The organism is Kitasatospora sp. NPDC059812 (assembly GCF_042732075.1).
Classification (GTDB): domain Bacteria; phylum Actinomycetota; class Actinomycetes; order Streptomycetales; family Streptomycetaceae; genus Kitasatospora.
Genome location: NZ_JBHWIO010000023.1, coordinates 3,181 through 16,439 on the forward strand (window position 1 = coordinate 3,181; position 13,259 = coordinate 16,439).

Genomic DNA, 13,259 nt, shown 5'->3' on the forward strand with positions numbered 1-13,259 from the left:
CCCCGAGTTTCGGGCCCGGGGCCCCCGGTTGGAGGGGCGCGGGGGTGGCCCGGCGGGGGGGCCGCCCCCCGGGGGCCCCCCCCCCGGGGGGGGGGGGGCCCTCGTGCCGGAGGGATCCGAAGGCCTCAGGCGTCGATACGGGAGCGGTCCAGGGTGGCCGCCGAGTCCACGATGAACTCCTTGCGGGGGGCGACGTCGTTGCCCATCAGCAGGTCGAAGATCCGCTCGGCCTGCTCCAGGTCGCCCAGGTTGATCCGGCGCAGCGTGCGGTGGCGCGGGTCCATGGTGGTCTCGGCCAGCTGGTCGGCGTCCATCTCGCCCAGGCCCTTGTACCGCTGCACCGGCTCCTTCCAGCGCTGCCCCTTGCGCTGGAACTCCAGCAGGGTGGAGCGCAGTTCGGCGTCGGAGTAGGTGTAGTGGTACTTCTCCTGGCCGCGCTTGGGGCTGGTGAGCTCGATCCGGTGCAGCGGCGGCACGGCGGCGAAGACCCGGCCCTGCTCGACCATCGGCCGCATGTAGCGGTGGAACAGCGTCAGCAGCAGGGTGCGGATGTGCGAGCCGTCGACGTCGGCGTCGGCCATGAAGATGACCCGGCCGTAGCGGGCCTGGTCGATGTCGAAGGTGCGGCCCGAACCGGCCCCTATCACCTGGATGATCGCGGCGCACTCGGTGTTCTTGAGCATGTCGCTCACCGAGGCCTTCTGCACGTTGAGGATCTTGCCGCGGATCGGCAGCAGCGCCTGGAACTCGGAGTTGCGGGCGAGCTTGGCGGTGCCGAGCGCGGAGTCGCCCTCGACGATGAACAGTTCGCTGCGGTCGACGTCGTCGCTGCGGCAGTCGGCCAGCTTGGCCGGCAGCGAACTGGTCTCCAGCGCGGTCTTGCGGCGCTGGGCCTCCTTGTGTTGGCGGGCCGCGACCCGGGTGCGGGCGGCCGCGACGACCTTGTCCAGCACGGCCCGGGCCTGGAGCTTCTGGTCCTTCTTGGCCGAGGTGAGGAAGGCCTTGAGCTCCTTGGCGACGACGGCGGCGACGATCCGGTTGGCCGCCGAGGTGCCGAGCACCTCCTTGGTCTGGCCCTCGAACTGCGGCTCGGCGAGCCGGACGGTGACCACCGCGGTGAGGCCCTCGGTGGCGTCGTCCTTGGTGATGTCGTCCTCGGCGACGCGCAGCAGCTTGGCCGCGCGCAGCGCCTCGTTGACGGTCTTGGCCAGCGAGCGCTCGAAGCCGGTCATGTGGGTGCCGCCCTTGGGGGTGGCGATGATGTTGACGAAGGAGCGCAGGGTGGTGTCGTAACCGGCGCCCCAGCGCAGCGCGATGTCCACGCCGAGTTGCCGGGTGACCTCGGTGGGGGTCATGTGGCCGAGCTCGTCCAGGACGGGCACCGTCTCCTTGAAGGTGCCCTCGCCGTGCAGCCGCAGCACGTCGCAGACCGGCTTGTCGGGCGCCAGGAACTCGCAGAACTCGGCGATGCCGCCGTCGAAGCGGAAGACCGACTCCTCGACCTGCTCGCTCTCGGTGAGCCGCTCGTCACGCACGACGATGGTCAGGCCGGGGACGAGGAACGCGGTCTGCCGGGCGCGGCTGTACAGGTGCTCCAGGGAGAGCCGGGCGTCCTTGAGGAAGATCTGCCGGTCGGCCCAGTAGCGGATCCTGGTGCCGGTGCGGGCCTTGGGCACCTTGCGGGCCCTGGTCAGGCCGTTGGCGGGCTCGAAGGGCGCGTCCGGGCTGGCCTCGGTGAAGATGCCGGGGGTTCCGCGGCGGAAGCTGATCGCGTGGGTGTGTCCGCTGCGGTCGACCTCGACGTCCAGCCGGGCGGAGAGCGCGTTGACCACCGAGGCGCCGACGCCGTGCAGGCCGCCGGAGGCCGCGTAGGAGCCGCCGCCGAACTTGCCGCCGGCGTGCAGCTTGGTCATCACGACCTCGACGCCGGACAGCCCGGTCTTGGGCTCGACGTCGACCGGGATGCCGCGCCCGTTGTCGCGGACCTCGACCGAGGAGTCCGGGTGCAGCAGGACCTCGATGCGGTCGCAGTGACCGCCCAGCGCCTCGTCGACGGAGTTGTCGATGATCTCCCAGAGGCAGTGCATCAGGCCGCGACTGTCCGTCGAGCCGATGTACATGCCGGGGCGCTTGCGGACCGCCTCCAGGCCCTCCAGGACGAGCAGGTGCCGAGCGGTGTAGTTGGAACCGTCGTCGCCGGCCAGCAGTGCGGACGGCACGGTCGTTTCGGCACTCACGCGGCACTCTCCTCGGTGAAGTTCTGTCTTATCGGTCACATCCGGACGCATCCGGACCATCCGCCAGTGCAGCACGCCGCACCGACAGCCGTCGCCCGGTGTGCTCGCACCCCTCCGCTGGGTGCACAGCACGGCGGGCCGCTCCCGCGCAGCTTGTACGCGCTGCGCGAACAAGGACCGCTCCGGTATCCGGACCCCGGGGCGCCATCTCCTCCCGGTACCACCGGTCCTGGCGGATCGTGGGGCCTGGCACAGGCTCCGGAACTGCCGTTATGCAGGCTACCGGGGCCCGGGGCGGGGCTTATGCTCCAACCCGGCAGAGGATTATGCTACGCGGACCTCGCACCCGGTCCCGATCGGGCGTTCGAGGGACGGGCGGATCCTGGGATTCGGTACGCATGAACCACCGGCCCCCGGGGCACGTCCTCATCAACACAGCAGAATCCTCAGAGAAGAAAAGCCACGAGCGGGAACGTTTTCGGCCTGGTTGGATGTTGACCCTGGTACGACAGCTCGTCGAGCTAGAGAAGAGGCGACGTGACTACTGTTCTGACACCTGCGAGCCCGCTCACCGCGGCTGACCGCTGCGACCGCTGCGGCGCCCAGGCCTACCTGCGCGTCGTACTCGCCAGCGGCGGAGAGCTGCTCTTCTGCGCCCACCACGGCCGGAAGTTCGAGCCCGAGCTCAAGAAGATCGCCGTGGAGATACAGGACGAGAGCGGCCGTCTCAGCGGCACCACCAACGCCACGGCCGCCGAAGAAGAGCGCTGATCCAAGGCGCCACACCAGCAGTCGGCGTCGAGCTGTGTGTCCGGTCGCGCACCACGCGCGACCGGTGAGCCGGGCGACAGATCCCCTCGAGGTCAGTCGCCCGGCTCTGCTGTTCCCGGATACCCGCACGCTCCGCAGCGATGTGGCTTCATAACGTGACCAGTTGGCCACCGGCAACGGCCCGGGCGGCCCTCACAGCACCGAGCGCACCGCGTCCGCGACGGACGCCACCCTGGTGTAGACGCCCGGGTGGGCCGCCTCGGCGCAACCCGTCCCCCAGGAGACCAGGCCGACCAGTCGGCCGCCGACGACCAGCGGGCCGCCGCTGTCGCCCTGGCAGGCGTCCTTGCCGCCCTTCTCCTCGCCCGCACACACCATGCCCCGGGCGTCGAACTTGCCGTCCTGCCCGCCCGGGTAGGCCTGCGCACAGGTCTGGTCCGCGATGACCGGCACCTCCACCCCGCGCAGCGTGGGCGAGTAGTCGCCGCGCCCGGTGGTGTCGCCCCAGCCGAAGACCCGCGCGGCGGTCCCGGCCGCGTACGGCTCGGTCTCGCCCTGGCCGACCAGGTCGATCACCGGCCGGGAGTCCTGGGGGTCGGCGAGGGTGAGCACGGCGACGTCGTTCAGGTTCGCGGTGAAGGAGTAGTCGGGGTGGATCCAGACCGACCGCACGGGCACCTCGCGGCCGGCCGAGCTGCGCATGTCGTCCCGGCCGATGACGGCCTTGAGCCCCGGCCGGTCCACCTTGGCGCCCCGGGACTCGTCGTAGAAGCAGTGCGCGGCCGTCACCACCTTGGTCGGCGTGACCAGCGCTCCCCCGCAGAACTGGCCGGAGCGGCCGCTGCCGAACTGCTGGCGGCTGGACAGCGCCACCACCCACGGGTGGTCGGCGGTGGTCTCGGCGGTGCCGCCGACCACCCGGCGCTGCGCCCCGGCCGGACCGGCCGCACCGAGCGCGACCAGCGGGACGGGCACGGCGGCCAGCAGCGCCAGCACGGCGGCCCGTCGGCGGCGGCCCGCACGGGCGGCCGCCGGGCTCGCCGGGGGCGGGGCGGGGGTCGGCAGGGCAGCGCGGTCCGGGTTGGGCAGCACCGTGACTCCAGTCGGCTCGGCAGCAGGCAACCGCCACAGCGTAGGTGATCGACTACGCGGTGCGACCGCTTCCCGCCACACCGCCACCCGGACGAGGGACAACGGCCACCCGGACGCTGACCCGCCCGGGCCCGGACAGCGGCGAAGGCCCGGAGCCGTGGGGCTCCGGGCCTTCGTCACACGCTTGCGACCGTACCGGCCGGATCAGTCCAGGTAGTCGCGCAGCACCTGGGAACGCGACGGGTGGCGCAGCTTCGACATGGTCTTCGACTCGATCTGGCGGATGCGCTCACGGGTGACCCCGTACACCTTGCCGATCTCGTCGAGCGTCTTCGGCTGACCGTCCGTCAGGCCGAAGCGCATCGAGACCACGCCGGCCTCGCGCTCGGAGAGGGTGTCCAGCACCGAGTGCAGCTGCTCCTGGAGCAGGGTGAAGGAGACCGCGTCGGCCGGGACGACCGCCTCGGAGTCCTCGATCAGGTCACCGAACTCGCTGTCGCCGTCCTCGCCGAGCGGGGTGTGCAGCGAGATCGGCTCACGGCCGTACTTCTGGACCTCGATGACCTTCTCGGGGGTCATGTCGAGTTCCTTGGCCAGCTCCTCCGGGGTGGGCTCGCGGCCCAGGTCCTGGAGCATCTGGCGCTGGACGCGGGCCAGCTTGTTGATGACCTCGACCATGTGCACCGGGATGCGGATGGTGCGGGCCTGGTCGGCCATGGCGCGGGTGATCGCCTGGCGGATCCACCAGGTGGCGTAGGTGGAGAACTTGTAGCCCTTGGTGTAGTCGAACTTCTCGACCGCACGGATCAGACCGAGGTTGCCCTCCTGGATCAGGTCCAGGAAGAGCATGCCGCGGCCGGTGTAGCGCTTGGCCAGCGAGACCACCAGGCGGAGGTTGGCCTCCAGCAGGTGGTTCTTGGCGCGGCGGCCGTCCTCGGCGATGATCTCCAGCTCGCGCTTGAGCTTGGGGGCGAGCTTGTCGGCGGCCGAGAGCTTGTCCTCGGCGAACAGGCCGGCCTCGATGCGCTTGGCGAGCTCGACCTCCTGCTCGGCGTTGAGCAGCGGGACCTTGCCGATCTGCTTCAGGTAGTCCTTGACCGGGTCGGCGGTGGCACCGGCGACGGCGACCTGCTGGGCCGGCGCGTCGTCCTCGTCGTCGTCGGAGAGCACGAAGCCCTGCGACTCCTCCTCGGGCTCCGCCTCCTCGCCGGCCTTGTCGCCGGGCAGCGCGACGTCCTCGAGCAGCTCCTCCTCGCCACCGAGCTCCTCGTCGCCCTTGCCCGCCTTGGCGGCGGTCTTCTTGGCGGCGGTCTTCTTGGCCGGCGCGGCGGCCTTCTTGGCGGCGGCCTTCTTGGCCGGGGCCGCCTTCTTCGCCGCGACCGTCTTCAGCTCGGAGGCGACACCGGTCGTCTCCGAGGTGATCCCGGCGGACACCGTGGGGGCGGACGCAGTGGCGGCCGCCACGGCCGGGGCCGCGACGGGCGCACCGGGCGCGATCCGTACGGGCGGCTTGGTCGGGGCCGTGGAGGCGGACGGGCTCCGGGTGGTGACAGCCTTGGTGGCGGTGCGCTTGGTGGGGCTCTTGGCAGCAACGCTCTTGCGCTTGGCGCCGGCCGGTTCGGCCGCGCTGACCATGAGATCCACCCCCTCCTCAATCAGCACCTGGTTGAGGCTGCGCATGACGTTCTTCCACTTGGTGACCGGGATCTGGTCCGCCTCGAACGCCTGGCGCACGTCGTCACCGGCGATCTGCCCCTGGGCCTTGCCCCGCTCGATGAGCGCCAGCAGAGCTGCGGACTCGGCGATCTCGGGGGGAAGTGAACGGGATGTGCTGGCCGACACGAACAACCTCTCGGACGATGAGTGGACTCGAACCCGTACCGGCCGCCCGAGCGGGCGGGGAAGGAAATCGCGCGTCGGACGCGCGGTGTCGATTCCGACCGACTCGGGCTTGAGGACTGGGTTTGCAGGACGGCAGCAGCGCCGCGGACCAACACAGCATTGTGACATGTTGAAGTATTCCGGAGCTGCCCCCGCTCAGGAGACATCGCTGCTACTCGTCAAGTGTTACGCATGGCCTTCGTGTCGCGGGTCACACCACTCGGCACCCGCGGCCACGGGGCCGGAATCCATCATCGCTCACCCGCGCCGAAACCTGTTGTCATGGACGGGGCATCACGCGTCCGGGTCGGACCGCCGGCGTGCAGAAGCCCTCCGGCTGCGCCGCGCGGGTGCGGCCGGAGGGCCCTGGAGGAACGGAGGACGGACGGGGCGCCCGCTCACCGGAACAGCCCGCTCAGTGCTCCCGAGGGGCGGGGACGGACGGCTCGATCTCGGGGTGGACGGTGAGCAGCGCCCGCATCGCGGCCTCCCCCGCGGTGCCGTCGCCCGTGCCCAGCGCGTCCACCAGCCGGGCGTGCAGGCTGACCGAGGACTCGGAGGCGCGCTCGCAGGAGATGGCCGGGCCGCCCGACACCTGCAGCGCGCCGGCGACGATCCCGGACAGGTGCTCCAGCATCCGGTTGCCGGCCATCTGGAGGATCAGGCCGTGCAGCTCGGCGTCGGCCCGGGCGTAGGTGGAGAGGTCGGCCTGGGCGGCGGCGTGGCCCATGATCTCGACCAGCTCGACCAGCCGCTGCTGGACGTCCTCCCGGCCGTGGCCGGCGGCGAGCCGGGCGGCCAGCGGCTCGATCGCCCAGCGGAGCTCGAACAGCTCCCGGCGCTGCTCGTCCCGCTGCGGGCCGAAGGCGCGCCACTCGATGATGTCCGGGTCCAGCAGGTTCCAGTCGGCGACCGGGCGGACCCGGGTGCCGACGTTCGGCCGGGCACTGACCAGGCCCTTGGCCTCCAGGACGCGCAGCGACTCGCGGACGACTGTGCGGGACACCTCGAACCGCTGGCCGATCTCCTCGGGCACGAGCGGACGGTCGGCACCGAGGTCGCCGGAGACGATCATCTGGCCGAGCTGCTGGACCAGCTGGCCGTGCAGACCGCGACCGCGGCTGCTGGTGGTCTTGCGGCCGACCCGGGCGAGATCGGACTCGGCGCCCTCCCAGCGGGGCGCCGGCGGAGTCGGCCGGTCGGCGTACGAGAAGCGGTCCAGATCGCCGGGGCCGTGGATGGGTCCGTCGGCGGAACGGGCGGGGGTCATGGTGGGGTGCGCAAGGGTACTCACAGCTCCTTTGTCGGCGATCGGCAGGCGCAGCTTGAGAATTCTCGTGAAAAGCACACGAAAGGGTGATCGACCGCGACTGGATAATTGACTTCTTATCAGGAAGAACCGCGCATTACGGTCACTGCTGGTCGATCTTGATTCTTCGGCGCGACCACCCCCTCGACGCCCGGCGTCAGAGCGCGCGCCGCCGGACCTGCACCAGGAGCGCCGCGAGCAGCAGGACGGCCGCGGGCGCCGCCACCGCCACGAGCAGGGCCGGATCCGTCAGCGCCGCGCTCCCGGCCGCCGCCTCGTGCCCCCCGCGGTAAACCCAGCCGTAGGCCCATTCGACGCCGGACTGGAACGGCAGCAGTTCGGCCGCACGGGTCGGCCACGGCCTGCCGGTCTCCCGCAGCAGCAGCGCCACACCGGACTCCAGCAGCGGCGGCAGCGCGCACAACAGCAGCACCCCGACCGAGGCGCTGCGGGTCAGCGACGCCGTCAGCACCCCGGTCCAGCCCGCCACGACGGTCAGCAGGACGAAGGCCAGCAGAGCCGCCGGCACCCCGTGGCCGGCCGCCAGCCCCACCGGGGCGAACACGCCCGGCAGGTCGGCCAGGCCCGGCAGGTCGGCCAGGCCGGACAGCCCGGTGGCGGCCAGCGCCTGCGACACCTGGTCCGACAAGGCCGAGGGCTCCGCCCAGGCAGCCACCGTCACCCCGCCCGGCAGCGCCAGCTGCACCACCACCGCGTCGAGCAGCAGGGTCGCCAGCGCCAGCAGCCCCGCGACGGGACCGACCACCAGCAGCTTGGCCAGCAGCAGCTGCACCCGCCGCGGGTACGACACCCGGGAGGCCGGCAGCCCCGGGTGTCGCACCTCGTGCCCGTACGAGAGCGCGCCCAGCACGCCGGCCCCGAACGCGGCGAACGGCAGCGGGATCAGCGGCACGGCGGCGGTCAGCAGCCGCACCCCGGCCGGGGCGGCCAGCGGGCCGGCCGGGGCCTGGCTCGCCAGGACGGCGGCCGTGACGGCGTCGCACAGCAGCACGGCGGCGAGCAACAGCCAGGTGGAACGCAGGCCGCGCAGGCGGCGCAGCTCGTAGGCCAGGACACGCACGGTTCACTCGCTCCGGTGGTCGTCGGGGGTTGCGGGGCTGACGGGACCGCCGGGGACCGGGGGCGCGACCTGGGCCGGGGCCTGGGCCGGGCGGCCGAGCCGGACGGTGTCGTCGGTCAGCAGGTCGGCGGCGCTCTCGCGGCGGCCCCTGGCCGGGTCGGGCCCGGGCTCCCCTGCACCGGCAGCGGGGGCGGGGACGGGGGTCGGGGCGAGGGCCGACGCGGATCTGGCCAGGGCGCCGGGGCCGCCACGGAACAGCCGCTCCACGGCGACGGTCGGAGTGGGCTCGGCGGGCTCGGCCTGGTGGGGGGTGGTACCGAGGGTGGAGAGGGCGGTCGCGGACAGGGCGGTCGCGGCCGAGGCGGCCGGCAGGGCGCGGGTGGGCAGCGCCGCCTCGTCCCGGTGGTGGGCGGCCGCCGGCCGGGCCTCCAGGCGACGGGCGCCCCGGTGGCGCGGGACGGTGACGGCCGGGGCGTCGGAGGCCGGTTCCTGAGCGGGCTCGGGGCCGGATTCGGGGTTCGGCTCGGCAGCGGTGGGGCCGGACTGGACACGGAGGTGGCCGGAGCGGCCCGACGCGACCGGCAGGGCGGCCCGGGGCGCCGGCTGCTCGACCACCCGGTCGGCCAGCTCGTGCAGCAGGATGCCGTGACGATAGGCGAGTTCACCGATCTCGGTACGGTCGATGCCCGCCACCGCGAGGCCCGCGCCGCCGTCCCGCCGCACCTCGGCGCCCTGACTGACCAGCAGGTCGGCCAGCCGCGCCATCTGCGGCCCGCGGACGGCCACTTCGGGGCTGAGCCTGGTCCGGCGAAACTCCGCCACCGGCTGGTCTGCCACCAGTCGACCGCGGTCCAGCGTGATGACCCGGTCGGCGAGCTGCGCGGCCTCCTGCGGGGTGCGGGTGGTCACCAGGACCGTCCCGCCGGCGACGCCGAACGAGCGCAGGAAGGAGTGGAACCACTCGACGTTGCGCGGGGACAGGCCCTCGGTCGGCGCGTCCAGCAGCAGCGTGCCGGGGTCGCCGAGCAAGGCCGCGGCCAGGGCCAGCCGGCGGTGCATGCCGGGCGAGAAGCTGCGCAGCCGCTGCCCGGCGACGGCGGCCAGCCGGGTCTGCTCCAGCAGTTCGTCGGCCCGCCGCGCAGGGGCGCCGACCGCCGCCGCCAGCATCCGCAGGTGGCCGTGCGCCTTGCGGCCCGGGTGGCCCGCCACGGCGGCCGCGCCCGGCCCGGGGCCGGGCAGCAGCACGCCGACCTCCCGCTCGGGGCGGCGCAGCCGACGGTAGGTGCGGCCGTCGAAGAGCGTGACGCCCTGGCCGCGTTCGAGTTCGAGCATCAGCCGCAGCGCGGTGGACTTGCCCGCGCCCTCGGCGCCGAGCAGCACGGTCACCATGCCGGGCCGGGCGTCGAAGGTCAGATCGAGCACCGCGGGCGGCGCGCCCTTGCGGTAGACCTTGGTCAGTCCGGTGATCTGGATCATCGCTGCCTGCTCCCATGCCCTCGGCCGACCTGCCCGACGCGGGGCGCCCCCTGGTGTGTTGGCGCGTGCCGGCACGGCCCCGCGCCAGCACATTAGGGGCCGGTGGCGGAGATTCCGGGCATTACGGGAGCGGCGCGGGCCCGTCGGCCACCCACCTCACCCGATCAGGGGACAATCCGATCCTGCGATTCCCGGGCCAGGGGGAGTCGGCGGCGGGCCGGGGGCGGCGGGCCGGGGCCGGGTCAGGACTCCGGGCGCAGCATGGGCGGGTTGAGGACGGTCGCGCCGCCCGCGGTGAACAGCTGGGCAGGACGGCCCCCCTGACGGGTCGTCGTGCCGCCGGAGGGCAGCAGGAAGCCGGGGGTGCCGGTGACCTTGCGGTGGAAGTTCCGCGGGTCCAGGACCACGCCCCAGACCGCCTCGTAGACCCGGCGCAGCTCGCCGACGGTGAACTCGGTGGGGCAGAAGGCGGTGGCGAGGGAGGAGTACTCGATCTTGGAGCGGGCGCGTTCCACGCCGTCGGCGAGGATCAGCCCGTGGTCGAAGGCGAGCGGGACTCCGTCGACCGGGCTCTGGCCGAGCAGTTCGCCGACCGGGGCCCAGCGGGCGCTGCTGGCGTCGCCGCCGGCCCGGGGGGTCGGCAGGTCGGGGGCGAGGACCAGGTAGGCGACGCTGACCACCCGCATCCGGGGATCGCGCTGCGGGTGGCCGTAGGTGGCGAGCTGCTCCAAGTGGGCACCGGCCGCGCCGGGGCCGACCGCCTCGTGGCCGGGGGCTGAGTGCGCGCGCAGGCCGGTCTCCTCGGCCAGCTCCCGGGAGGCGGCCTCGGCCAGGCCCTCGTCCGGGCGGACGAAGCCGCCGGGCAGTGCCCAGTACCCCTGGAACGGCGGCTCGCCGCGTCTGACCAGCAGGGCGCAGAGCGCGTGGTCGCGCACCGTCAGCACCACCAGGTCAACCGTGACAGCGAACGGGGGGAAGGCCGACGGATCGTAGCGCGACATGGCGACGATCATAGTCGTCTCTCTGACGATAAGCACAGGCCCGTACACGGACCGCGCCCGGCCCGCCTGAGGTGTCGCCGGAACCGGGCGGGCCCGGGCAGGGGTGTCAGCGGGCGACCAGTTGCAGCTCCGCAGAGGCCTCCTCGACCATCGCCACGCCGATCCGGCTCACCCGGACCGAGAAGGGCTCGCCGGCGACCCGCAGGCCGGTCAGCTCCAGCTCGCCGAGCGGAGCGGTGCTGGCCGGGCGGACCAGCACCCGGCCGCCCGGCACGTCGGGTCGGACCCCGGCGAGCGCGAACACCGCGTGCGCGGCGCCGGCCGCCGAGACCGCCGCCGGGCGGCAGGCGGCCGGGTGCGGCACCGGCGGGCAGCCGGGGATGCGCTGCTCCCCCGCGTACATCTCGGGCAGCCGCCCCTCGTAGTGGGCGGCCGCGGCGAGCAGGCCCTCCAGCAGGGCGCCGGCCTCGTTCTCGTGGCCGGCTTCGGCCAGCCCGGCGATCGCCAGCGCGGTCTCGTGGACCCGCACCGCGCCGCCGCGGTGGCCCAGCGGGTTGAAGCGGGGGGACTTGGCGCTGAGCGTGCGCAGGCCCCAGCCGCTGTCCAGCTCCGGCGCGGCCAGGCGCTGGGCCAGCAGCCGGGTCTGTTCCCGGTCCAGCAGGCTCTCGTGCCGGCCGCCGTCGGCGGCGAGCCCGGTGTCCAGCAGGTGCACCAGGCAGGAGGCAACGGCCGGCAGTGGCTGGCCGCCCGGGGCCAGCGCGGCGGCGGGGCGGCCGCCGGAGAGGTCGTCGATCCAGAACCGCTCGCGAAAGCGCCCGCGCAGTTCGGCGGCCCAGCCGCGCCACTCCTCGGCGCCGGGGCGGCCGAAGGCCTCCAGCAGTTCGGCGCCGTGCAGGGCGGCGCGGTGGGCCTGCGCCTGGACCTCGGCCCGGGCGGCCACCGGGTGGGCGGTGCGGTCCTCCGCCGGGCGGCTGAGGTCGGTGACGAAGCCGTCGACCAGGCCCTCGCGAAGGGCGGCCAGGGCCCGCTCGGCGGCCGGGAGCAGGTCGGCGGTCTCCGCGCGGGGCAGGCCCCAGCGCCAGGCCTCGGCCAGCACGGTGACGAACAGCAGGGTGGCCTCGGTGGCGGTGCAGGTGGGCGGCAGCTCGGGGCCGCCGTGCCGGAGGGCGCCGGGCAGCAGGCCTTCGGTGCGGCCCGGGGCGGCGGCGGGCTGCTGACGGCGGGCCAGCGCCCGGAGGGTGCCGGCGGCGAGCCGGGTGCCGAGCGGCAGGGTGAGCCGGGCGGCCCAGAGCGCGTCGGCCGGGGCGAGGCCGAAGCGCCAGGGCGCTCCGGAGGCCGGGTAGAGGTCGGTCGGGCGGTCCGGGTCGGCGAACAGCAGCCCGCCGAGGGCGTCCAGGGAGCGGGTGACCAGCAGGGTGGCCCGGGCGTCGTCGCTGCGGACCTCCGGTTCGGCCCAGGGCAGCGGCACGCCCGTGCCCCGCCCGCCGGGCGGCCGCGGGCCGGGGGCGGTGCTCTCCAGTTCGGCGCGCAGCTCGACCGACCAGCGGGCGCCGGGTTGCACCTCCAAGTCCCACCGGAGCACCCCGGCCCCGGCCAGCACCGCGTGCGGGGAGGGCTTGGCGCTGACCACCGCGCTGTGCGCCGGGCCGGCCCAGCGCAGCCCGGCGGACTGCACCTGGCCCGGCAGGTCGGCCGGGCGGTGCCCGGCGGCGATCTCGGCGACCGGGCCGAGGTCGGTGCCGAGGGCGATCTCCATCGGCAGCCGGGCGGGCCGGCCGCCGGTGTTGCGCACGATGACGGTCTCCACTCCGTCCGCGTGGCGCAGCCGCTCGACGGTGAGCGCCGGGTCCGGGTCGAGGTCGCCGGGGAGCCGGACGGCGCCGAGGAAGCGGGCCTGCGCGGTGCTGGTCAGGGCGCCCTGGAGCGGCAGCGGCTCCATGCCGCCCAGGCGCAGCTCCATCCGGGCGAGCACCCGGACGCCGTTGCGGTAGAAGCCGTGCAGGCCGTGGCCGCGCAGCTGACCGTCCGGTCCGGAGGCGGCCATCGCGGGGGCGTTGACGCAGAGCACCGCGTGGTGGACGGCGGGAGGCTGCGGCCTTGGCGGGGCCGCGAGCCGACTCGGGCCGACGGACGCCCCCGCCGGTCCGGCCGTCTGGACCTGGTCGGGGCGGCCGACCGGTCTCGGCGCGCCGACCACGCTCTCGGCCGGCATGGCCTGTGGTGGCCTCATGGCGGTCACCGGACTCTCCTCCCCTCGGCGGTCCGGTGGCCTGGTCAGGCCGGTGGGCCGCGAGCACGCTCGATCGCGTGCTGATGGTGCCGGGCCGGCGGGGTGCCCCGTCGGCGGGTGTGCCGTGTCTGGCCGTACCCGGTGCCGGGCCGTGCCATGCGGTGCGCGGTACCAGGCCGGT

General features: G+C 74.2%; 9 protein-coding genes. 1 reads left to right on the top strand and 8 read right to left on the bottom strand.

The features are described 5' to 3' along the window. Window positions 1-125 precede the first annotated feature (125 nt). Window positions 126-2,237 carry a type IIA DNA topoisomerase subunit B gene (locus tag ACFV6D_RS14625; RefSeq protein WP_063349360.1) on the bottom strand — a complete coding sequence of 704 codons (2,112 nt, stop codon included), beginning with the start codon at window positions 2,235-2,237 and terminating at the stop codon, window positions 126-128. A 537-nt stretch (window positions 2,238-2,774) separates the two neighbouring features. Here ACFV6D_RS14625 and ACFV6D_RS14630 point away from each other — a divergent pair. After that, complete coding sequence (locus ACFV6D_RS14630) at window positions 2,775-3,008, top strand: hypothetical protein (protein WP_063349359.1); 234 nt, start codon at window positions 2,775-2,777, stop codon at window positions 3,006-3,008. 192 nt (window positions 3,009-3,200) lie between these two features. Here the strand turns inward: ACFV6D_RS14630 and ACFV6D_RS14635 are convergent, their stop codons facing one another. From ACFV6D_RS14635 to ACFV6D_RS14665, 7 genes are all read right to left on the bottom strand, one after another. Continuing rightward, complete coding sequence (locus tag ACFV6D_RS14635) at window positions 3,201-4,004, bottom strand: S1 family peptidase (RefSeq protein WP_380559942.1); 804 nt, start codon at window positions 4,002-4,004, stop codon at window positions 3,201-3,203. 300 nt (window positions 4,005-4,304) lie between these two features. Next, entirely contained in the window at window positions 4,305-5,942 is a 1,638-nt protein-coding gene (locus ACFV6D_RS14640; protein ID WP_063349358.1) for an RNA polymerase sigma factor, read from the bottom strand. A gap of 454 nt (window positions 5,943-6,396) precedes the next feature. Then, window positions 6,397-7,329, bottom strand: coding sequence for a FadR/GntR family transcriptional regulator (locus ACFV6D_RS14645; protein ID WP_063349357.1), 933 nt, complete (start codon window positions 7,327-7,329; stop codon window positions 6,397-6,399). A 118-nt stretch (window positions 7,330-7,447) separates the two neighbouring features. Next, the gene (locus ACFV6D_RS14650; RefSeq protein ID WP_380559901.1) at window positions 7,448-8,371 is read right to left on the bottom strand and encodes a hypothetical protein; all 924 of its coding nucleotides are present in this window, start codon (window positions 8,369-8,371) and stop codon (window positions 7,448-7,450) included. 3 nt (window positions 8,372-8,374) lie between these two features. Then, the gene (locus ACFV6D_RS14655; protein WP_380559903.1) at window positions 8,375-9,847 is read right to left on the bottom strand and encodes an ATP-binding cassette domain-containing protein; all 1,473 of its coding nucleotides are present in this window, start codon (window positions 9,845-9,847) and stop codon (window positions 8,375-8,377) included. A 242-nt stretch (window positions 9,848-10,089) separates the two neighbouring features. Further along, window positions 10,090-10,848, bottom strand: coding sequence for an NUDIX domain-containing protein (locus ACFV6D_RS14660; RefSeq protein WP_063351408.1), 759 nt, complete (start codon window positions 10,846-10,848; stop codon window positions 10,090-10,092). 106 nt (window positions 10,849-10,954) lie between these two features. Further along, window positions 10,955-13,078, bottom strand: a complete 2,124-nt coding sequence (locus ACFV6D_RS14665; protein WP_380559944.1) for a glycogen debranching N-terminal domain-containing protein — start codon at window positions 13,076-13,078, stop codon at window positions 10,955-10,957. Between the last annotated feature and the right edge of the window lie 181 nt (window positions 13,079-13,259).

Bases quoted from the DNA above. Each gene is read 5' to 3' on its own strand.
- ACFV6D_RS14660 (WP_063351408.1), bottom strand. From the start codon at position 10,848: ATGTCGCGCTACGATCCGTCGGCCTTCCCCCCGTTCGCTGTCACGGTT.
- ACFV6D_RS14665 (WP_380559944.1), bottom strand. From the start codon at position 13,078: ATGAGGCCACCACAGGCCATGCCGGCCGAGAGCGTGGTCGGCGCGCCG.
- ACFV6D_RS14655 (WP_380559903.1), bottom strand. From the start codon at position 9,847: ATGATCCAGATCACCGGACTGACCAAGGTCTACCGCAAGGGCGCGCCG.